We start from the raw sequence: 20379 nt of genomic DNA, 5'->3' as shown, positions 1-20379 counted from the left end.
TTTTCCATGAACAAGAAGCTTCTAACCCTTTCCGCCACCGCCGTTGCCGCCGCGATCACGCTGGCCGGATGCTCAACCGGAACCGGAACCGGATCCACCGGCACGTCCACCCCGGGCATGAACCACGGCAGTTCCAGCTCCGCGCCGGCCAGCAGCACACCCGACGCGGCCGCTGACCACAACACGGCCGACACCATGTTTGCCCAGATGATGATCCCGCACCACACCCAGGCGGTGGAGATGAGCGACATGATGCTGGCCAAGAAGGACATCCCGGCAGAGGTGACGGCCCTGGCCACCAGGATCAAGGCCGCCCAGGGACCGGAAATCGACACGATGACCGGCTGGCTCACGAGCTGGAACGAGCCCACCCAGGCTCCCACCGGCCACGCCATGCCCACCCAAGGCATGGGCGGCGGCATGGACGGCATGATGAGCGACGCGGACATGACGAAACTCGACGCCGCCCAGGGCACCGACGCGGCCAGACTCTTCCTGAACCAGATGATCGCCCACCATCAAGGCGCCGTCATGATGGCTAAGACCGAAAACACCGAGGGCAAAAACCCCGATGCCGTCAACCTCAGCAAGGCCATCGTGACCGCCCAGGAAGCGGAAATCCAGGAAATGCAGGCCCTGCTCGCCAAGCTCTGACCTGCCCGGGCCGGCACCGGACCGCTCCGGTGCCGGCCCTCCCTCGTCCCCCTCACATAGACTCCGGAGTTTCCCATGCCTTTCCTGCCCACGAACCGTCCCCGCGCCGCAACAGTCACAGCGGCCGCAGCCGCCCTCGTTCTCGGCCTGGCCGCCTGCGCACCGGCCTCCGAACCCTCCGCCGGCGCCTCACCGACACGGCAAGCGGACACTGGCCTGCCCAGCGCCCACGTCCACGGGCTCACCGTCAGCGGCGACACCAGCCAGGTCCTCCTGGCCACCCACGACGGCCTGTTCGACGTCACCAATCAACCAGCCGCAAAAATAGGCGGCACCAACGACCTGATGGGCTTCACCGCCGGCCAGGGCGAGGGCACCTTCTACGCCTCCGGGCACCCCGGGCCAGGCTCCGACCTGCCCAACCCGCTCGGGCTGATCAGATCCGTCGACGGAGGCAAGACCTGGGAACAGCTCTCCCGGCAAGGTGAATCCGACTTCCACGCCCTCACCACCACGAAATCCGGGATCGTGGCGTCCGACGGGACCCTGCGCACCAGCCCCGACGGCAAGACCTGGACCACGGTATCGGCCGGTTTCGCCCCCGCAGTACTGGCCGGCCACCCCGACACCGACACGGTCCTGGCCACGACTCCGGAGGGGATCCAGCGCTCAACCGACGCCGGCAAGACCTGGACGCTGGAGAAATCCGGCCCCGTCATCCAGTTCGCCGCATTCGCCAACCCCACCGAGGCGGCCGGTGTCGAACCCGACGGGACGGTGCACATCTCCGCCGACGGCGGGCTGACCTGGACCCGGAAAGGCCGGATCGACACGGAAGTCCAGGCCATCGCAGCCGTGAAGGGCGCCGACGGCAAGCCGCGGATCTGGGCCGCCACCGCTGAGGGCATCGTCGTCTCCACAGACGGCGGAACCACGTTCCGGCCCGCCGACGCCGCCTGACACGACGCGCGACCCGTTCACCGTCCTGGCCGGAGGGGTACGCATTGCAGCAGCCCTCACGCTCTGGCCTATCCCGGGCCAGGCCGACCGGCAGGCGCCGGCGCGGTCGGGCATCACGGCAGGACGGCGTTTCGGGATGATGCTCGGAGCGTGGTGTGGATCCTCCTCCGCCAGGAATTAAGCCAGCACCAGCTCCGGATGAGAGCAATACAGGGCGCGGAACCGGCCGACCGGACCAGATCCGGGCGGCGAGGCAGTCGGTGCGTTCATCCGGCCTCTCGTCCTCCCGGGTCTGTCCATCGTGCGGGTGAAGTTGATACCGCGCCAGCGTGCCCGATCGCGGGTCAGCGCACCGCTGGTGCAAGGGGGCTGACGGGCTGAGACTGCAAGGCTAGGGTGGGGCGTGACGGCCGGGAACGGCCGGCCGCCCCACCAGCAGCGACAAGGAGCCGCGTCATGACCCACCACATCAGTGCCATGCTCGATGCCCACCCCCAAGGTGCGGGAACGCTCGAGAAGGACAAACTGACGGAGTGCATTGCCGCGTGCTTTCAGTGCGCCCAGACCTGTACCGCCTGCGCCGATGCCTGCCTGGCCGAGGACATGCTCGCGGACCTCGTCGCGTGCATCCGCATGGACCTGGACTGCTCCGACATCTGCGCCGCAACCGGCAATATTCTGTCCCGCCAAACCGGCACCGACGCGGACATCATCCGCGCTGTACTGGAAGCCTGCCGGGCTGCCTGCGCGGCGTGTGCCCAAGAGTGCGAGCGGCACGCCGGCATGCACGAACACTGCAGGATCTGTGCAGAAGCCTGCCGCCGCTGCGAAGCGGCCTGCGCTGCCCTCCTGACCTCAATGGCCTGAGCGGCCGGCTGGTAGCAGGCAGGGTGCGTCCGCTCTGGGCTGCGGGATTCTAACCGGGCTTTTCAGTGCGCCGGATCTTCGTTCATCCGGGTGGGCGGCGGTGGTTGGAGCCCGGTCAGGGTGACGTTGACGAGCCGATGCACGCCGTCGCGGGACGTCAGTGCGCCGGCGGCTTCCAGGGCATGGAGGCAGTAGCCTGCGAGCTCGTCCGGGGCGACATCGCTGCGGAAGTCCCCTGCCTCTGCTCCCGCCCGAAGCAGATCCGCCACGAATTCAATGAGGTGCTGCTGAGCCCGCCCGACATGTGCGCCCTGATGCAGCCGTGCCGCGTCGGCACCGCCGTGGCCGGAGTGGGACATCAGGGCGTAAGCCTCCAGAACGGCTTCAAGCTGCCGGGACGGACCGGAGCTGCGGTCCCTGACCCGGGCCAGCTCCTCCAGGTGGGCGTGGATCTGGCGTTCGTGCCATGCCGCGAGAATGGCGTCCACATCCGGAAAGTACTTGTACAGGGTCGCCCGTCCGATGCCTGCCGTCTGGGCGATCTGCGACATCGTCACCGAGGCCAGGCCGTGCCCGGCCACCAGCGCAGCTGTCGCGTCCAGAATGGCGGTCCGCACGGCACTGCGGTGCGTCTCGACGGTCTCATTCCACAGCTTCGGCATCATCACAATATACAACCCGGCGCATATTAGACACTTTGCCGCACTAAGACATATTGTCTTATAAAATCTGCTGCAATGAGCAGGGACCAGCCAAGCGAGAGAAGAACCCGCGATGACCGAGCGGCCCGACAACACCGACGCGCGCGACAAAGAATTCGGGCGGAAACCGGTCCGCAGCCCCGAGCCCGGCACTCCGCGCTGGGTCAAGGCCTTCATGATTGCGGCCGTGATCCTCATCGTAGTGTTCGCCCTCATGCACCTTGCCGGCGGCGGAATGGGAAGCCACACACCGTGAAGCTGATGGCGCCGGGTCTGCGCAAGCTTGCCCTGACCATCCATATCCTCAGTTCGGTCAGCTGGCTGGGCGCTGTGCTGTCTTTCCTCGCTCTGGCCCTCGCGGGCCTGACCAGCTCCAATCCCCAGCTGGTCAGGGCAGCATATCTGGCCATGGACCTCATCGGCTGGTTCATCATTTTCCCGCTGAACCTGGCGTCACTGCTCTCCGGCATCCTCCAGGCGCTCGGAACCGTCTGGGGCCTCTTCCGCCAATACTGGGTGGTGATCAAACTCCTGATCACCACCCTTGCCAGCGCCCTGCTGCTCCTCCACCTGCAGCCCGTCACACACATGGCCGGCATAGCCTCAGCATCCGACCTCTCCCCCGCCGACATGACCGGAATGCGAATCCAGCTCGTGGCCGACGCCGGAGCCGCAGTAATCGCACTGCTGGTAGTGACAGCACTATCGGTGTACAAGCCCCGCGGCATCACCCCGTACGGACGAAAACGCATCGAGAGACAACAGCCCACCACGCGGCAGCCATAGCCCCGGCTCTACGCAACGCAGGGCCTGCTCGCCCGCCGGCACGAAGGGTTCAGTGCTGTTCTCACAAACGAAGGATTTCAAGAACGCATTGAATCGAGAAAGGCGGCGCTTGCCGTGAGGCGCCGAAACACCACGCCGTTCTGCGGGAAACCGCCATTGTGATGAGAAGCCCCGCCCCGGCGGGCGGTTCTCACAAATAGTTCTCGGAACTGTACAGTCGACCCAGGGGTCCGAATCGAGTTTTGAGAAGAGAAACCAATATGGCGGCACACCGTATCGGCTATGCCAGAGTGTCCACGCGCGACCAGAACCTTGATCTGCAGTTGGCTGCCCTAAATAGTGCAGGATGCGATCGCATTTTTGAAGACACAATGAGCGGCACCAAGGCCGGCCGCCCCGGTCTAGCCAAGGCGCTGGAAGCACTTCGTGAGGGAGACACCCTCATTGTGTGGAAGCTGGACCGTCTTGGCCGTAGCGTGAAGGACCTCCTGGATTTCGCCGGAGGCCTGAACGAGCGCGGAATTGGTTTTGTCAGCCTCACCGACTCGATCGACACCACCACCGCCTCCGGACGCTTCTTCTTCAACGTGATGGCCTCCTTGGCGCAGATGGAACGCGAGCTCATGGTCGAACGCACCCAGGCGGGCCTCCAGGCAGCGCGCGAACAGGGCCGGGTCGGCGGACGCAAGCGTGTAATGACGGAGGCCAAGATCCGCTCAGCTCGAAAGCTCCTCAGCCAGGGAACGCCGCCCAAGGAAGTTGCCGCCAGCCTCGGGGTCTCGGTGCCCACGCTGTACCGCTGGGTCCCCGCCACGAGCCCTGAAGCAGTTGCAGTCCCGTAGCTCGGTCCTTGGTGCAGACGACTGTTGAAAAAATGCATGACGGTGCAGAGGACTGCTGACATCCCGATGTCAGCAGTCCTCTGCACTCGCCCCATACTTCCGCGGGATCCAGTGCAGACGACTTCTGAAACTGACATAGGAGCAGCTTTTTGACTTCTTTCGGAGGCTTGCCGACGACAGGTCAGAAACAGTCGTTATTGACTACAACCTTCGCAAGCGCGAACTGCCATGCCGTGATGCAGGCTCGATTGTCAACCCTGATCGCCCGGGCGCTCAGTGTGGCTCCACCTGCCCGCACGATTGGCATAACCCGCTCTGGTATCTGGATTCGCCGGTTTTTGTCGTACCCGCGCCTCACCCTGATGGAGCGGCTCCCAATGGGCGACGCTGAAATATTCCGTCACCCTCAGGCGCCGGTCATGCCGGACGGCCAGGGGCAGGCCGCTGGTCACCATCGACATCAAGGACGCCATCAGGAAGGAGGCGGCACGCCCGGGTTATTTGGGATCGCTCCCCCGTCGCGGTGCCGCTACGCCGCTTGGCCGATAGCATGGGGGCGTTCCCACTGGCACGCTGGCGGGCGAGAACCCCTGTAATCGCTATGGCTCGGACACCTGGGATTCTATCAATGAACTTTCATGCCATAAGCCATGCCATAAGACACGTAGGACGCCACACTGCACGTCGGATAGATCGTCCGACCCAACGGCCAATGGTGATGCTTACCTGTACCCGGGCAGGAAATCCAACGGAGGGACCAGCAGGAGCGCTAGTAAACAATACCACTTGCATACCCACTATTGGTTCAATGGTTCGTACTGCCGTACCACACACATCACGCCAAATTGGAAATAACACCTTCAGGGCAATTGCATGGCCAGCTTGAGAGCCAACCATTTCGTCCCATAGGACGTCTTACAGAAAGCACGGTAAGAGAAGCAACCTGAATTCCTACATAACTCCCTGCGGGGCATGAAGCACAGTGTCAAACACGAAATCCAACGATACCTACGGCCTGTCGTCCAATGACCCGCTCGACAGGACGAATTGTGAGGCCTCTTATGCGTGTCACTGCCGTCAATCACGCGGTAGAGAACATAGCCTTGAAGGCAGGAACACCCGCCGCCCACCACGTAGGAGAGTCACCGGCCGATGGCAAGATCACTGCAAGCCCCAGTACCCCAGAAAACCCAGGAAACACGGGCAATTGACCGGGTCGTTGCCCTGGCGAACGGCAAAGGGGGAGTGGGGAAGACCACGACTGCGGCCAACGTTGGCGGGTACGTGGCGCTGGCCGGCTCCCGCGTCCTACTGGTGGATCTAGACCCACAGGGTGACCTGGCCCGGGACCTCGGCTATGAACGTCAGAGCGGCCGGGAACTGTTCCAGGCACTCATCGCCGGGACCGCGCCGATGATCCTCCGGAACGTCCGGGAGAACCTTGACGTCATCCCCGGCGGGCAGGACCTCGAGGACATCCAGGGCATCATGCTTTCCCGTTCCAGCCGCTCCGATGCCGGTGACTTCGGCGACATGCTATACGCCGTCCTGGCGCCGCTGGCGGACGACTACGACCTTATCCTGATCGACACGCCGCCGGGGGAGCGGATCCTTGTTGAGGGTGCCTTCGCCATCTCCAGTGCGGTCGTAATTCCCACCCGCTCCGACGACGCTAGTATCGACGGTGTGGAGCGCATCGCACGCCGCTTCATGGCCGTCCGGGACCGCAACCCGAACCTGCAGCTGGCCGGCATCGTCCTCTTCGGTGTCGGACCGCGTTCGCTTCGCCTGGAACGCAGCGTCCGCGACACCCTGGAGGAAATGCTAGGTACCGTCGCACCGGTCTTTGAGACCCGGATCCGAAACCTGGAAAGCGCCAGCGCCGATGCCCGCCGCAAGGGCCTGCTGTTCCACGAGCTGGAGGGCGCAGTCACTGACGCTCAGAAGAAGCGCCTGAAGGCACTGCGGGCGGGGGAAAAGCCGGCTGACGGGTTCTTCTCGCGCAACGCCGGGGGACTGGCCGAAGAATACGAGCAACTGACCGGGGAGATCCTGGCCCGATTGAACGAGATCGAGAGCGGGAACCAGGCATGAGCGGCCGCCAGAGCCTTGCCGGGGCGTTCGCGCCCGTAGCACCCACCCGCGGGGTAGGACTGCAGGGACTCCTGCCTCCGAAGCGGGGGAGGGGCGCCCAAGCACCGATAGCAACAACACCCGACGAGTCCATCGAGCCCCCCGTCCGGGAGCCCATTCAGGCACCGCCCGCCGCCGCACCCAAGCCCGAGAGGGAGCAGGCGCCTACAGTCGAGCCGGCTGCCCCGGATGTGGGGGAGCGGCACGAGCCAGAGCCTGCGTCAGAGCCCGCCGCCGCCCCGAAGGCCGCACCTCGACAGTCGGCAGCCAAGAAGGCCGCTGCAGTACAGAAGGCGTCCGAGACGGTGTCCGGGGCGCTGCGCAACGTCGGCGTGTACCTGCCGCCGCAGCTACTGGCCGAGGTCAAGGATGCGGTCTACCGGGGCCGGACCACATATGCCGACCTCCTCAATGATGCCTTTGAGACTCTGACCGACGAGCAGATCGCCGGGGAGTTCACTGCTGACACGGAGCCGAGGAGCTCGGGCATGCCTCGGCGCGCACCCCGAAAGAGGGGAGAGGCCGGCATCCAGATCCAGTTGCGCCTCGACGGGCTGCAGGTTGCCTGGCTGGATGGGAAAGTCACCGAGTTCGGCGCCCCGTCACGGAGCGCCCTTGTCTCGGCGGTCTTCAAACTCCACACCCAAGCGAGGCCAGCAGCAGGGGAGTGAGGCTACACGTGGAGCAAGATATCCAGCCTCACTTCCCATAGTCCTTATGGCATGACTTATGGCATGCCACTGTGGGCTAAAGGAATTCGGTCCTGCCGGGGGACTAGCTGCCCAAGGGCAGACCTTCGGCGGTTGACCTACCCGGTTCTGCTGAACGCGATGTCGGCCAGGGCCCAGTCATCCGGCGGACCCTCGAAGGCTTCCCACGGGTAATCCTCACCAGGGGAGAGGAGCTCGGCGACGGTGTTGACGTTGCTGGCAAGCCATTCGCGCCAGATGATCCGCTCGATCCGGTAACGCTGCAGCTGCGCGGCGACGGCTTCGAGGACGCCAAAGTGTTCGGCGAGCTGCCTCAGCGACGTCGTTGCCACCACCGACCATGCCCGGCCTCCGTTCCTTGTCACCAGGTTCCAGGCAGCAAGTAATTCCAGAGCCTCGTTGACCGCTGACCGTGAGAGTCGGGTGACCCGGACGAGGTCGGTGATCGGCAACGCAGGGGAATGCTCCAGAGCTTCGTAGACGAAAGCCGCCGGCAGCCCCAATTCCCTGAATACCGGGCGAAGTGCGTGGATTTTTCCTTTCTGCCAGGAGGCATCCTCGGCCGAGGTCTTCAGCTCTTCGGGGACTGTGAGCATATACAGATCGCCCTTTGTCCCGCGGGCTTCTTCGACCAGTGTAATGAGGGGATCTTTCTCCGCCCGGAGAGCTTTCAGGTGCAGTGCCACCGTGGTGTGATCCAGCCCGGTGGCCACGGCAATGGACCTGACACCGAATTCAATGAACCGAGATGCTGTCATGTGGGCCGCCTCCCCGAGGGATCTCAGCACCATTCTTCGTGCCATTCCTAGCCGAGATTCCGTGTAGTTCACCTCCCTGATTCGGAGCGCGTTGCGCCACGTCCGGATGAACCGATGCTCGGCATCGGGATTCGAATTTTGTTTCAAGCCCTTTAGTTCTAGGGGCTGTGTATCTGGCTGGCTTGTGGGGGATCTGCGGACATTGTTATTTTTGTTCGAAGTGGACGGGTTTTTGCTCAGGTAGGCGACCGCATTGATCCAATCCCTTCGCAGTGCCGGGACACGGTGGCGGGAGGCATAGCGAGCATAGAAGGAAGCGAGCCCTGGCCAGGTCCCCTGCATCATGCGGCGTTCGACGTCAACGAGTTCCAGTCCGGCGGCCGCGGCCCCGGTAACGATGGCCTGGCGTGCATCCGAATCAGAGGCGTAACGGTTCGTGTCGTATAGCCCGGTCTGGGCCATCAGTTGCATGATGCGGGACATCCGACCTGCCGGATGCTTGATCGCAGGTGCCTCTTCGGCCATAGGGGTGAAGTTGGTCTCAAGGCGGAGCGCACGGACGGCGGCGATCTCCCCCGCCAGATCATCGGTCATCGCAGCCCAGACGTTGGCCGTGTTGGGACGGCGGGCAACGTCGTAGGCCATGGACAGGCTCATCGCGAGTTCTTGGTGGCCGCCGCGCTTGTGCGGGGAGCCGGGTGTGCGCATGCAGCCGTGCAGGAGGTTCTGGTGCGGGGTCTTGTCCAGGCTCCGGTACCGGGTACCCAGCGCCTCGACGAGATCACGCGCTTCAGAGAAGGTGACACGCTGCTTGAGTGGGACGTATACGTGCCGGCCGCCGTTGGGTGAGTAGTCCTCGATCCAGCGGGCACCGACAGAGTGCAGCCACGTCTGGACTGCCCGGACGTCGGCTTCGACCCAGTCAATACCGGCGACGGACGAGTCAAAGTCGAGGAAAATCGCGGCACAGGTGCCGTCTTTGCCGAAAATCCGGACCGCCGCAGGGAGCGTGGGCAGCGTCTCACTGAGAGTGCGCTCGTGCTTTTGCGGGTATGTCTTGCCTGCATCCCGGGAAAGGCGAACACGGGGCTGACCTGCGAGGATAGGCGCCAAGGCAGCCCACGCTTGAGCGGGGCTGTGAGTGGAGGATGGCTCGTGCGACACGCCAGCGCCGTATATGGCTGGCAGCACACGGGCGTGCTGTTGTACGATGATGCTGTTCCTGTCGAGGGAATGGCTAAGGACCGATCTTGCAGGATCGGTTTTGCAACACAAATGAAGTCCTGTGAAGGTCTTCCATCCGATCTACGATCTGTTTGCCGGCAAGCTTCCCGGATCGTGGATCTTCAGCTTCGAAGGCCCGCCTAGTGCGGGCCTTCTTCTGTTATGAGGCTATGCGGATCGGCAGTTCCTCCTGATGCGCGAAATGATCCAGCAATGCCAGATCTTCGCGCAGGGACCGGTCGACGGCCGAGGAAACGTAGTCAGTGACGGTCATGCCTTTGGCGGCAGCGATCATCTGAACATCCTCCGCGGTCTTAGCCTGCGTGCGGAAGCCAATGTATTTGCGGAGGCCCTTGCTCGGCCGCCCGCCTCCACGATTGATTACTGCGCTCATAGTGATGTCCTTTGAATCTCGCACAACCCAGTAGGTTGTGACTGCTTCATCGCTGATCCTGCTTGCCGTCGACATAATGCGTTTCTGTTTACAGCTATCGACTGAATCGAAATTAGCACTGCCCTTGGAAGGATCCGGGGATTTGTTTACAGATAACGGCTCCGCGTGTCGCAGCCCACCTACCCTGGGTCCGTGCGGCGGCGTCGCATTCGTTTGCTTCGAAAGTGGCTTATGCATCGGCACGTCCACTTCCGCACGCCCGATTGGTAGCCAGGACAAGAAGGACCGGTCCGATTGGTCAACCGTCAGGACTGAAGACAGCGGCCGCATTAGCTTGTCACGGGACTTCGTTGGTCACTGGCAGGTGCGACCCCAGAGATCTGTGGCATGTCTGATTCCACGTGACAAGGCACTCTGTCTGGCACCTCAAGGCAGTTAATCGGGACTTCTTCCCAATAAGCTTGGGCGTGCGGTATTTCTTCATGTACGTGATCACCCTTACCCGGCTTCAGGGACCTGTAGATGTACAGGACGTGTTGGCGGCGGCATCGACTTGAATCCCCCAAGAACTCAAGTAAGCGACAGCCTACAGACATGCTCCGCACATGCACAACTCAGTAGTTACTCATGGCCTATACGCTATGAATGTCATCAGGTAAAATTTTGTGTCAGCTGTCCGCCTGCTCTGTGTAGTGGTTGCACCATAAGCAGCTGACCCTGGCTGAAGGAGCTTTAAGGATGGGAAATGGGGCCCGCAACGTGTTCCTTACGCAACAACAGAAGAAAGAGCGCCTAGCCGATCGCATGGGCATCCTGGTGGATATCTGGGAGTCGGACAACAACACGGCGCTCACTTACCCTCATGTGGAAGAAGCACTTTCGACCCACGGAATCCATCTGTCGCGAACGCGGTGGTCATACTTGATCAATGGCACTGGCAGCTTGGTGACCGACCAAGAGCTCCTGACGGGCATCGCAGAGTTCGTTTTTGCCGTACCGGCCAGTTACCTATGTGATCTCAACAGTGAGACTCCTCCCGAGGTAGAAGCGCGGATGGAGTTCCTTGTGCAGATGCGCAAGCTCAAGGTGAAGAACTTCGCCGCGAGAAACCTGGGCTCGACTTCGCCGGAAACACTGAGGACGATCACAAGGATTATCGATGCGTCGATGAACGGCGAGGATGAATGAGTCTCCCGCCGGTTCAGGACAAGGTTCGGGAGTTGTGCGTTAACGGCACGACGTCCATGAAGGAAGTCGTCGAACGTTTGACCGTGATCTGCGAGAAGCCGATCAATCTGATCGAGTACAACGAGTCCTGGGGTGCGCTCACGGCCTTCAAAGCCGAATTTGATGATCGCATAAACGTCTATTTCCCCCCGCAGAAGTCACAGCAATACAAACTTCACTGCATCTATCACGAGCTCGGACACATCTACTTGGAGAGCCTTCGGATTGCCCTGGCTCTGCCGGATCTCTCTGAAGAGATGCTGAGGGAAACCGCGGACGCAATCAGTGTCACATGCCGGTCCGTTCCGAATCATCCTGTCGAACGGTGGGTGGAGGATTTCGCTTTCGAGATGTCGAAGAAGACCCGTTCACGCAGCTCGTCCGATCCTGATCCTTTTCTCTGATAGACCATGAAACTGTTGCTCTTCGCGCTGCTGAGTGCCCTATGCCTCCTTCGGATCCCCTCGGTGGTCAAGGTGGCGGAATCCCGGGCGTCGTGGGTGGCATCGATGTTCGGCCTCGCGGCGCTCTATGTCCTGGGAACGGTTACACCTCTAGAGGATATCGACCGCTACCTCGGTGGCGTCAACGTGACGAACCTGCTTCAAGCCATCTTCGCGCTACTGGCGATCTTCTTCTTCAACGACAGCGTGCGACGTTTAGCGAACGTACCCATTGTCAGATGGACTTACTACGCACCGTTGCTGAGCATTCCCATCATGATTGTCAGCTTCGCCCTGATTGAGGACAAGGCTCCAACGGCTGCGGACTTCATTGATACCCGCATGGACCAGCTCGCAACTGCCGTGTACAGCGGCACGTACATGCTCGCGTTGTTGTTCACCGTGCTCAGGATCATCTACATGCTTCGGCACAAGGCAAGGGGCCTGTACGCAACATTCTCAGCGGGCCTGTTCGTGGTTGCTGTGGCTGTTTCGTGCCATGTTGCGTACGTGACGCTATTCCATTTCTCGCCTTGGCATGCGTTCGCACGAGCGATCGGATCTTGGTTTGACCGTCTTTTCTATGTAGGCCTCTCGGTCACGGCGGCGGGGTGGCTGATTCTTTTCCTGTCGAAGCAGCTCCCGAGGTTGCGTCTCTGGATGATCGATGCGCTCTGGCTTACAGCGTTGAGGATGCGGGTTAAAGCAGATCGATCACGAGTCAGTCCGGCGTGGGACCTTTTCAACGAGACGCTCGAAAATGGCGTCTACAAAAGCCTCATTGTTCTGCACAACTACGAGCGGGCGAACTTGATGGACTTCCCGGAGTCTCTTCAGGGCAGGATCAGCCAAATTGAGGCCAAGCTGGACGCGCAGACCTAGCCTTGCTCGGTCAAGATCGTTTTGCTGATCCAACTCGTGAGTTCGTTGGTGAAGGTAGAAGGCGAGGCATTCCACTCCTGGGTATGGTGGGCCTCCGGTAGCGGAATCAGGGTGACGTTGGCCGGATTCGCACGTTGGAACGCGGCCGAGATCTCCCAGGGAACCTCTTGATCTGCGCTGGACTGCAGGACCAGTGTCGGGACTGCCACCCGGTTAGGTACATCGACCCAGTCAAGTGCATTGAAATCGATTGGTTCCTCCAGCCCGAGCATCTTCGCGAATGGGGGAGTCTGCAGCAGGCACATGACAAGGCCGGCACCAATCGCCGGGACGCCGGCCCGCGCCGCCCCTGCAGTGATGGTCTTACGCCAGCTCGTGACGGGCCCTACCAGGACAATCGCTGCGATCCGGTCCCGATGGGCGCTGCGCTCCGCTGTGAGCAGGGCAATGGTGCCACCCATAGACCAGCCGGAGAGGATGATGCGCCTGGCTCCATGAGCTACGGCATAGGTCACAGCGCTTTCCACATCACGCCATTCAGTTTGCCCAAGGTGACTCGCTTCGGCCTGTGGTGGGCTGACCTCCGCGTCGCTGCGAAATGTGGGAACCAAGGAGGTGAATCCCAATGAACTGAATGCGTGGACATCTCGGAACATGATTGAGCGGTCCGTCCAGCTGCCATGGATGTGGATCACCCATACGTCCGTGTTTCCCTCGAACAGCCATGCAGGCGCCGCACCGTAGGCGGTGGGGACGTCCACCTCTTCGTAGCGTCCGCCGACCGCAGAGGGCTCGAAGAACACATCCGGGGTCCAATCAACGATCGGCCCCAGACGTCCCGGCGCGGAGCCGGCCGGATCAATCCGCCGCTCTACGTACTTTTGATCCTCATTGATCAGCGTGACCTCGCCGACTCCTGTGTACTTCTCTGTCGCAGGGTCGAACACGCCGAAGTCGCCCGGGGCTTTGGTGTAGTCATCCAAATCAATGCGGATTCGTCGTCCGTCTTCGGTCACCTCGGCCCGGCGGTAGTCCTTCGGGCCCCGCTTGACGATCTTGCGGGCCATGATGACAGCGAACCCAGATAGCCCGGCGGCCGGCACAAGGAACGCCATGCAGGCCAGGATGCGCCGTGACGTCAGCATTAGGTCTTCATCCTCCAGCGCCAATCAAGGCAGAACAACGGAACCCACACATCGTAACGTCCCTTCCGTGCCTAATATGCGCATAAACCATGCTCACTACAGGCGTTGCACATGTTCACTACATGCATGTAATGTGCTTAGTGAGTCAAGAAGGTATTGCTCTTTGACAAAGCTTGTTATGAAATGCGGGGCTCATCTGCCGCGGAGGTAGTTGACATAGGCGGGAAGCATCTCGAACTCCAAGGCGTCGATATTGGCCTCGTACTTCACGCGCTTGCCGTGCCGTTGGCCTGCGGGGGAGTCGGCTGTGACAGTGCCGGTAGCTTCGAGCGCTTCCAGGTGATGCTGGAGGCTGGGCCGGGTCAGCTTCTTGTTGCCGTACAGGACGATTCCCTTGAGGATTTCGCCGGTGGTACACGGACCGTTCTGGTGCAGGTAACGCAGGATGGCCGCGTGGGCTCGGTTTCCGAGAACTTCGATGGCTGCCTCAACCTCCTGCGGGTGATTGGGCTGGATGAGGCGCGGCATGCGTCTATCTTGCCCGATTATTTGGATAGACCTGAGTTCTAGACAAAAGTGTATCGTTAAAGGATGCACTTTGAACTAAAGTCAAATTGTAGCTGGCGATGTGACAAGCAGCTTGGTTGGAACGAGGAAGAATTGCCTGCCAGCAAACGACCTGGATTGTCGGTAGCTGGCAGGTGACAGGGAAGCAATGCCCATGGGGGAGGGACGGGTTTTGAAGAACATACTGCCGTTCGGCACACAGTGGCCGATGAACCCGTCATTGCCTACCCGCCGCAGACACCGTATAGGGGCGAAGCGGTGACCGCCCGGAAAGTCATCACCGGCGCGTCGATTGTCGCGCTGCTGACGGTTGGTCTTGTCACTGTTGTTCTGGATGACAGTGACCCTGCGCAGGCAGCCTCATCGTGTGCTGCACCTGCCGGCATTGCCGCTGGTTCGGCCCCGGCTGGGGGAGTGGCCGGGTTCGATGCCGAGCAGATGAAGAATGCCCAGGCGATCATGAACGTCGCGAAATCCCTCAAGTTGCCTGTCGCCGCGCAGCTGATCGGCATCCAGGCGGCGATCGGTGAGTCCACGCTGCGTGTTGTTGACTTCGGTGACGGGGCAGGGCCGGATTCACGTGGGCTGTTCCAGCAGCGGGCCAACGGCGCGTGGGGTTCGTATGCGGACCGTATGGACCCCACCATTTCGGCGACGAACTTCTTCAAGGCCCTGCAGAAAGTGGAGGGCTGGGAAACCCTCGAACCGACGATAGCGATCCACCGGACACAGCGGAACGCGGACCCGAACCACTACACGAAGTTCCGCGCCCAGGCCACGGACGTCTTCAAGGCCCTGGGTGGCGAGTCCGCTGCTGCGGTGGACCCGTCCGGCGTCTGCCCGGCCAAGGGCAACCAGGTTGTCGGAGACTTGGCCGGCAAGTGGGTCAAGCCCATGGAAGGGGCGATCAACAGCAGCGGTTACGGTCCACGCCCGGCCCCACCTGGCACTGCCGGGGGAGTGCTGGCGAACTTCCACTACGGCATCGACTTCGTTCACCCCGGAGGGCCGGGAACGATCGTGGCCATCACGGACATGAAGATCGTCAAGGTTCGCAACCTCGACGGCCTGTTTGGCACCGGCGTGACCGGCCAGACCGTGGACGGCAAGCTCACGATCGGCATGTACCACATGGAAGCTGGCTCGGTGAAGGTCAAAGAAGGCGACACCGTCGCCGCCGGAACCCCACTCGGCACCGAAGGGGCAACAGGCAACGTCACCGGCCGCCACCTTCACATGGAGTTCTTCGCCGGCACCCTGCCAAACCCCATGGTCCCGATCAATCCCACGACCGACCCGACCCCGATCCTGAAAGAGAAAGGCATTCTCTGATGCGCAAGCACATCGCCCTCACAGCCGCACTTGCCACCGCGCTTTCCCTGAGTGCCTGCGCCGGAAACGCGGGCACCGAACCGGCAGCTGGTTCCACGCCAACGGTGAACACCGGACAGGCCGGCCAGGAGAGTCACCACACCAAGGACGGGCACGAGCACGGCGCGGATGAACACTACGGAGTCCCTGAAGTGACGTGGGACCCGGCGGCGGAGAAAGCGGTGAAGGACACCGCTGCCAAGGTCATGGGCCTGTTCGCCCGCCCCGATGTTCCGGAGACGACCTGGTTCGCCGAGCTGGCCCCGCACCTCGCACCTGAGTACGCCGACGATGCGAAGTACATCGACCCGGCCCGTGTTCCGATCCGGAAAGTCACGGACGGTCCGGCGATCAGCAGGGACGCCGGCAACCCGCTGACGGTCACCGCAACGTTCTCCACCGATGCGGGCAGGTGGCAGATGCTCCTGCACCGTTCCGGCCAGCAGCAGCCGTGGCTGGTGACCGCCATTTCTCCGCAAGACCCGAGTTGATGAAACCAACGACCGAACCTGAAACGAGCGAGAGGAACACTCCGATGAGCACGACCTGGCAGGGGAGCGAACGGAAGAGCCGCGCGACCATAAGTCTTACCGACACCGAATCCGAAGCAACGGCAACGGATCCGGCAACCATCATCCACGCCGAACCGGCAGCAGCCGAGTCGAAGCCTGAGACGGTGGTGGATCACCGCGAAGCGCCGCTGGTCAGCGGACGCCGCAGCGCAGCAGTGCTGCGTAAGGAAAACGTGAACGACCAGCTGCCGCCGGCCACCGGCTGGCAGGCCTTCCTGCGCGCGGTCAGCTTCGGCCTGATCAGCCCCAAGGTCGGCGCGGCCGAGTTGGCCCGTCGGGCGGACCTGTCCGCGATCCAGCGTGTCTACTCGCGACCGATGCAGATCATGGTCGCCCAGCCCCTCGGCGGTGTGGGCAAGACGATGTGCAGCGTTGGCCTGGGATCGACGTTCGGTATCCACTCGGGCCAGCAGGCGCTGGTGTGGGACAACAACGAGATGATGGGCACCGCCGGCGTCCGGACCAACGCGAACGACTCCACCCGGACCGTATGGGATCTGTTGAACGTCCTGGAGTCCTTTGAGACGGTCACCGCCCGCAAGGGTGAACTCTCGTACTACACCCGTCATCAGGGCAACAACCAGTTCTCCGTGCTGGTCGCGGACGAGGACGCGGACCGGATGAAATCCATCGGGGCCGACGAGTTCAACCGCATCCACACGGTCGTCAGCCGTTTCTACGACACCATCATCGTGGACACCGGCAACAACACCCGGTCAGCCAACTGGCTTGCTTCCGTCGAGGTCACGGACCAGCTCGTGATCCCGACGGCCTTGAAGCGCAACGCGGTCGTCTCCGCGCTGCGGATGATCGAGCAGCTCGAGTCCATGTCCGAACGCACCGGCAACCCGCACTACAAAGACCTGGTAGCTAATGCGGTTGTCCTGGTCACCCAGGGCGGCGGGGCGAAGGTCTCCGCCGCCGAGCAGGCCGAACTCCGGGAGAACCTTGCCTCCGCGGTACGTGTGCTGATCGATATTCCCTACGACGGGGCCCTGGATACCGGCTCCATCATCGACTGGCAGCTCGTCGGAGACCCCGCCCGCCGTGCGTTCGAACGGGCCTCTGCCGAAATCGCCGCCGGGCTCCTGGCCGCCGACAACAAGCGCACTACTTCAACCAAGACCATCAACCGATAGGACCATGACCATGTTCAGCACCCTCGCAAACGAAATCATTATCCGTTCTGCCGTCCCCGCTGCCGAGAACCCCCTGGGCGGGGTCACCCCTGACATCAGCGTGTTCGGCGTGAAGTTCCAGAATGCTATCCAGCTTGTCCTGGGCGGCATCTGGGCTTTGGCGCTGATTCTCGTGGCAGCCGCGTTCCTGTGGAACCTTGCCAAGTGGGGCTTCGCCCGGCAGCGCGGACACTCCGACGACATCGAGGAAGGCGCATCGGGTGCGAAGAAGAGCGGCATTGCCTTCGCCGCCGTAGCCGGTGCCAGCGTCATCCTCGGCGGCATCCTCGCATTGACCACCGCAGCGGGGGCCTAACCCATGCGGAAGCACTGGAAAGCACTTACGGCGGTAGGGGTGGTGATCTTGGCCGTCGCTGTTGCGGTGATTCTGATCAACCGCCCGGCACCGGCCCGGGATCCGGATCCAAGCTCGCTGCAGGCATCCGGGAGGTTCGGGTTTCCCGTCTCCGATATCAAGATCGGGGAAGGTGGAACCAAGAAAGCAGGTGACGGCAAAACCGTCACCGGCTACGCCGGCACCTGCGACTCCGCCGCCCAAGCCGCCGCTAACTACACACACCTTGTCGAGGACGTAAACGTCTCGACCTGGGCCCAGCAAAAGAACACCCTGGCTGAAGTAGGCAAGTCTGGCCCTTGGACGGAGAAAATCACCTTTAAAGGTGATCTGCTTACCAACTCTAAGGATCTGCCCAACGGACCTTTTAAAGGTGGCTGGTTTTCCCGCACAGACGTAGCATCCGGTGGCCTGTACCGGGTCGCCAGCTGTGAAGCGAAGAAGAAGGCCGTTGTACAGGTGTTCTTTGGGGCCGTCAGCGCAAACGTAAAGACGGCCCCAAGCGCCTTCTTCCAAACGGCCACTTTTGAGCTCGTCTGGGACGGCGACTGGAAGATTTCAGACGCCGCAATTGTCGCCAACGGCCAGGACTTCGGAGGACGAGTCAAGGACGCCGGACCGATGAGCGTCGGTACCAACTTGGAGGACGAGGCGATCCCGGTCCTCCGGGATGATCTGGTCAACGCCTTCTTCAAGGACATAAGCCGGGAGGGGTGGGTTGAGTATGCAAATGCTAAGCGCTAGCAGGACAATCCGCCTCGTCGCAATCGTTTTGGCGATGTTCCTTGGCCTCGGCGTGGCGTTCGCCGGCCCGGCGCAAGCGGCCGATGAGGTCAACACGATGGAGAAGTTGAACGGAGACCAGCTCAAACGCCTCGCAGGATTGCCGGAGGACCAACGCGTCAAGATCAAAGACCGGTTGAACCAGGAACTGGGCAAGTCAGCCTGTGCTGACATGCTGTTCTTTGGGGCCATGGGCGGCAGCAACTGCGAAAACGTGGCGGCCAAAGCCTTTGGAACCTTCCTGACCACGCCCGAGCAGGCCTTGGACTACGACGGAAAGAACACCGTTCCTTTCTGCGCTGCTCTGTCCGGAGCTGGTGCACCGGCAGCGGCCACTACGTGGTGCGCCGGCGGTGCTGTCTTTCAGAAGTTCCTTCCGATTGCCGGCGTGGCTCTTCGTTCGGCCTTGGCGGTGACACCTGGCGGTCAGGTGGTGTTGGGCACCGTGGACACCGTGGCTTTCATCGCCAACGCGAAAGACGGGTTTGAAAAGTTCGCGAACACCGTCAAGGACGAAGGCGTGAAAGCCACGAACGAGGTCCTGAACAACCTGCTAAAGGTCTCCGCGTTCGAGATTGACGATTCATTCCGGACTACCTGGGCGGCGTTCTCGGGTATCGGGATCCTGATCATGGGGCTGATGTATTTCAAGCTCTGGACGGACGTATCGAACGAGGAGATCGACCTGGACTCGGCCCGGCAGTCGCTGCTTTGGTACGGGCCGCTGTCGATGATCCTGGTTTTGTTCGGCCCCGCTCTGGCATATGTGGTGAACGGGTTGCTTACCGGCATCACTGAGTCCGTCGCTTTCTGGACCTCCAGCCGGGTCACGGATTTCGGGGTGGCGATTTCCCGGTTCGCCTCGTATGAGTCCAGCGGCGCGTTCGGACCTTTAGCGGCCGTGGTCCTGTTCGGTCTTTTGTTCGTTGCTGCGTGGGCGCTTCTGGGCCTGCTGGCGCTGCAGCCGCTGGCCCTGCACCTGCTGGGCCTCGGCCTGGCGCTCATGATCGGTTTCATGATCCATCCGAAGTACCGGGAGCGCGTGGGCAAGACCGGTGCCCTGTGGCTCGGCATTGCCCTCTCCAAGCCGTTGCTGCTGCTGATGATGGGCGCGGTGTTCAGCTTCATCGCCTCCCGCCCGGCGTTCAGCGGCGAAGGCGTTGACGACGGCATGGTCAACGCCTCATCGGTGTTCATCGCAGGTGCGGGAATGCTCGTCCTGGCGTTCGCCCCCACGCTGCTGTTCAAGTACGTGCCGATCCTGCCGTCCTCCTCCACCGGCTTGGGCGCTAACCGGCAGTCCATTGCCGGGGCAGCGATGGTCGCTGGTGCCGGGGCGGGTCTCTCTGCTGCCATCAGGCAGCGCAGGACCGCCCAGATCCAGTCCGGGACCTCACGCACCGGCAGTACCCGTCCGGGCGGCAGCCCGGCCCCGCAAACCGCGATGCACGGAACACCGGGCCCGGCGGATCAGGGCCCAGCGGGCCTTGGGACACAGGGCCGGCGGAGTGCAGCGGGCCGGCTCGCCAACGACCAGGAACCCGAGGGTGCACAGGCTCCGCAGGAAACCCGGTCCATGGGTGAGTTGCAGAAGGCCGACCGTACGGGGACGGGTGGTGCGAAAGCGGCTGCGGCCGTGCGGACCGGCGCGGCGTCGGTTGGCCGGGGCTCGGTCAAGATCGCGGCCGGGGGCGCGACGGCGTTCCTGCTTGCGGGCCGGGAAACCGCGCGTCAGGCCTCGATCCGGGGCCAGCGCGCCGCGCCCTCGATGGCACCGGATACCGACCACATCAGTGGCCGGTAAGAGCAGTACAGGCAGGGGAGTAG

General features: G+C 62.4%; 22 protein-coding genes. 17 read left to right on the top strand and 5 right to left on the bottom strand.

All coding sequences use genetic code 11. The features are described from left to right. Nucleotides 1–6: 6 nt before the first annotated feature. The 3 genes from ACFVWT_RS19330 to ACFVWT_RS19320 all read left to right on the top strand — a co-directional run bounded on the left by ACFVWT_RS19330 (nucleotide 7) and on the right by ACFVWT_RS19320 (nucleotide 2481). The gene (locus tag ACFVWT_RS19330) at nucleotides 7–654 is read left to right on the top strand and encodes a DUF305 domain-containing protein (RefSeq protein WP_390250670.1); all 648 of its coding nucleotides are present in this window, start codon (nucleotides 7–9) and stop codon (nucleotides 652–654) included. Nucleotides 655–729: 75 nt separating this feature from the next. Next, on the top strand, nucleotides 730–1614 hold the full coding sequence (locus tag ACFVWT_RS19325; RefSeq protein ID WP_390250668.1) for a F510_1955 family glycosylhydrolase: 885 nt from the start codon (nucleotides 730–732) through the stop codon (nucleotides 1612–1614). A 456-nt stretch (nucleotides 1615–2070) separates the two neighbouring features. Further along, the gene (locus ACFVWT_RS19320; protein WP_390250666.1) at nucleotides 2071–2481 is read left to right on the top strand and encodes a four-helix bundle copper-binding protein; all 411 of its coding nucleotides are present in this window, start codon (nucleotides 2071–2073) and stop codon (nucleotides 2479–2481) included. Between the two features lie 62 nt (nucleotides 2482–2543). On the opposite strand, the gene ACFVWT_RS19315 is transcribed toward ACFVWT_RS19320, so the two are convergent. Beyond that, entirely contained in the window at nucleotides 2544–3143 is a 600-nt protein-coding gene (locus tag ACFVWT_RS19315; protein ID WP_390250664.1) for a TetR/AcrR family transcriptional regulator, read from the bottom strand. A gap of 112 nt (nucleotides 3144–3255) precedes the next feature. On the opposite strand from ACFVWT_RS19315, the gene ACFVWT_RS19310 reads away from it, so the two are divergent. The 5 genes from ACFVWT_RS19310 to ACFVWT_RS19290 all read left to right on the top strand — a co-directional run bounded on the left by ACFVWT_RS19310 (nucleotide 3256) and on the right by ACFVWT_RS19290 (nucleotide 7614). Continuing rightward, on the top strand, nucleotides 3256–3438 hold the full coding sequence (locus tag ACFVWT_RS19310; protein WP_390250662.1) for a hypothetical protein: 183 nt from the start codon (nucleotides 3256–3258) through the stop codon (nucleotides 3436–3438). Nucleotides 3439–3443: 5 nt separating this feature from the next. After that, on the top strand, nucleotides 3444–3968 hold the full coding sequence (locus ACFVWT_RS19305; RefSeq protein ID WP_390250660.1) for a DUF2269 domain-containing protein: 525 nt from the start codon (nucleotides 3444–3446) through the stop codon (nucleotides 3966–3968). 260 nt (nucleotides 3969–4228) lie between these two features. Then, nucleotides 4229–4810 carry a recombinase family protein gene (locus ACFVWT_RS19300; protein ID WP_354174052.1) on the top strand — a complete coding sequence of 194 codons (582 nt, stop codon included), beginning with the start codon at nucleotides 4229–4231 and terminating at the stop codon, nucleotides 4808–4810. Between the two features lie 1152 nt (nucleotides 4811–5962). Further along, nucleotides 5963–6904, top strand: coding sequence for a ParA family protein (locus ACFVWT_RS19295; protein WP_390250658.1), 942 nt, complete (start codon nucleotides 5963–5965; stop codon nucleotides 6902–6904). A 344-nt stretch (nucleotides 6905–7248) separates the two neighbouring features. Then, the gene (locus ACFVWT_RS19290) at nucleotides 7249–7614 is read left to right on the top strand and encodes a hypothetical protein (protein WP_390250656.1); all 366 of its coding nucleotides are present in this window, start codon (nucleotides 7249–7251) and stop codon (nucleotides 7612–7614) included. 137 nt (nucleotides 7615–7751) lie between these two features. Here ACFVWT_RS19290 and ACFVWT_RS19285 read toward each other — a convergent pair whose 3' ends face one another. Together ACFVWT_RS19285 and ACFVWT_RS19280 are read right to left on the bottom strand one after the other, a co-directional pair. Continuing rightward, entirely contained in the window at nucleotides 7752–9602 is a 1851-nt protein-coding gene (locus ACFVWT_RS19285) for a MarR family transcriptional regulator (RefSeq protein ID WP_390250654.1), read from the bottom strand. Nucleotides 9603–9795: 193 nt separating this feature from the next. After that, nucleotides 9796–10029: a hypothetical protein gene (locus ACFVWT_RS19280; protein WP_011689691.1), complete on the bottom strand. Its 234-nt coding sequence runs from the start codon at nucleotides 10027–10029 to the stop codon at nucleotides 9796–9798. Between the two features lie 738 nt (nucleotides 10030–10767). Between ACFVWT_RS19280 and ACFVWT_RS19275 the strand changes: the two genes are divergently transcribed. The 3 genes from ACFVWT_RS19275 to ACFVWT_RS19265 are packed head-to-tail and all read left to right on the top strand — an operon-like array spanning nucleotide 10768 to nucleotide 12581. Then, entirely contained in the window at nucleotides 10768–11217 is a 450-nt protein-coding gene (locus ACFVWT_RS19275) for a hypothetical protein (RefSeq protein WP_390250652.1), read from the top strand. Then, on the top strand, nucleotides 11214–11660 hold the full coding sequence (locus tag ACFVWT_RS19270) for a hypothetical protein (protein WP_390250650.1): 447 nt from the start codon (nucleotides 11214–11216) through the stop codon (nucleotides 11658–11660). Before ACFVWT_RS19275 ends, ACFVWT_RS19270 begins: the two co-directional genes overlap by 4 nt. A gap of 6 nt (nucleotides 11661–11666) precedes the next feature. After that, nucleotides 11667–12581: a hypothetical protein gene (locus ACFVWT_RS19265; RefSeq protein WP_390250648.1), complete on the top strand. Its 915-nt coding sequence runs from the start codon at nucleotides 11667–11669 to the stop codon at nucleotides 12579–12581. On the opposite strand, the gene ACFVWT_RS19260 is transcribed toward ACFVWT_RS19265, so the two are convergent. Continuing rightward, a complete protein-coding gene (locus ACFVWT_RS19260) occupies nucleotides 12578–13750 on the bottom strand; it encodes an alpha/beta hydrolase family protein (RefSeq protein WP_390250646.1) in 1173 nt (390 codons plus the stop codon). The genes ACFVWT_RS19265 and ACFVWT_RS19260 overlap by 4 nt on opposite strands. Before the next feature lie 168 nt (nucleotides 13751–13918). Then, the gene (locus ACFVWT_RS19255) at nucleotides 13919–14254 is read right to left on the bottom strand and encodes a winged helix-turn-helix domain-containing protein (RefSeq protein ID WP_390250644.1); all 336 of its coding nucleotides are present in this window, start codon (nucleotides 14252–14254) and stop codon (nucleotides 13919–13921) included. Between the two features lie 240 nt (nucleotides 14255–14494). Here ACFVWT_RS19255 and ACFVWT_RS19250 point away from each other — a divergent pair, with 240 nt between their 5' ends. Genes ACFVWT_RS19250 through ACFVWT_RS19225 form a run of 6 tightly spaced genes read left to right on the top strand, consistent with a single transcriptional unit; the run spans nucleotide 14495 to nucleotide 20356 of the window. Then, on the top strand, nucleotides 14495–15625 hold the full coding sequence (locus tag ACFVWT_RS19250) for a M23 family metallopeptidase (RefSeq protein ID WP_390250642.1): 1131 nt from the start codon (nucleotides 14495–14497) through the stop codon (nucleotides 15623–15625). Then, a complete protein-coding gene (locus tag ACFVWT_RS19245; protein ID WP_390250640.1) occupies nucleotides 15625–16155 on the top strand; it encodes a hypothetical protein in 531 nt (176 codons plus the stop codon). The genes ACFVWT_RS19250 and ACFVWT_RS19245 overlap by 1 nt, the downstream gene beginning before the upstream one ends. Nucleotides 16156–16199: 44 nt before the next feature. Beyond that, nucleotides 16200–17375, top strand: a complete 1176-nt coding sequence (locus ACFVWT_RS19240) for a MinD/ParA family protein (protein WP_390250638.1) — start codon at nucleotides 16200–16202, stop codon at nucleotides 17373–17375. Between the two features lie 4 nt (nucleotides 17376–17379). Beyond that, nucleotides 17380–17730 carry a hypothetical protein gene (locus ACFVWT_RS19235; protein WP_390250636.1) on the top strand — a complete coding sequence of 117 codons (351 nt, stop codon included), beginning with the start codon at nucleotides 17380–17382 and terminating at the stop codon, nucleotides 17728–17730. 42 nt (nucleotides 17731–17772) lie between these two features. After that, nucleotides 17773–18513: a hypothetical protein gene (locus tag ACFVWT_RS19230; RefSeq protein WP_390250742.1), complete on the top strand. Its 741-nt coding sequence runs from the start codon at nucleotides 17773–17775 to the stop codon at nucleotides 18511–18513. Continuing rightward, on the top strand, nucleotides 18500–20356 hold the full coding sequence (locus tag ACFVWT_RS19225) for a hypothetical protein (protein WP_390250634.1): 1857 nt from the start codon (nucleotides 18500–18502) through the stop codon (nucleotides 20354–20356). The genes ACFVWT_RS19230 and ACFVWT_RS19225 overlap by 14 nt, the downstream gene beginning before the upstream one ends. Nucleotides 20357–20379: the final 23 nt, after the last annotated feature.

It is taken from the genome of Arthrobacter sp. NPDC058288, from assembly GCF_042880995.1.
Lineage (GTDB): Bacteria > Actinomycetota > Actinomycetes > Actinomycetales > Micrococcaceae > Arthrobacter.
This window is presented reverse-complemented; position numbering and strand designations above follow the sequence as displayed.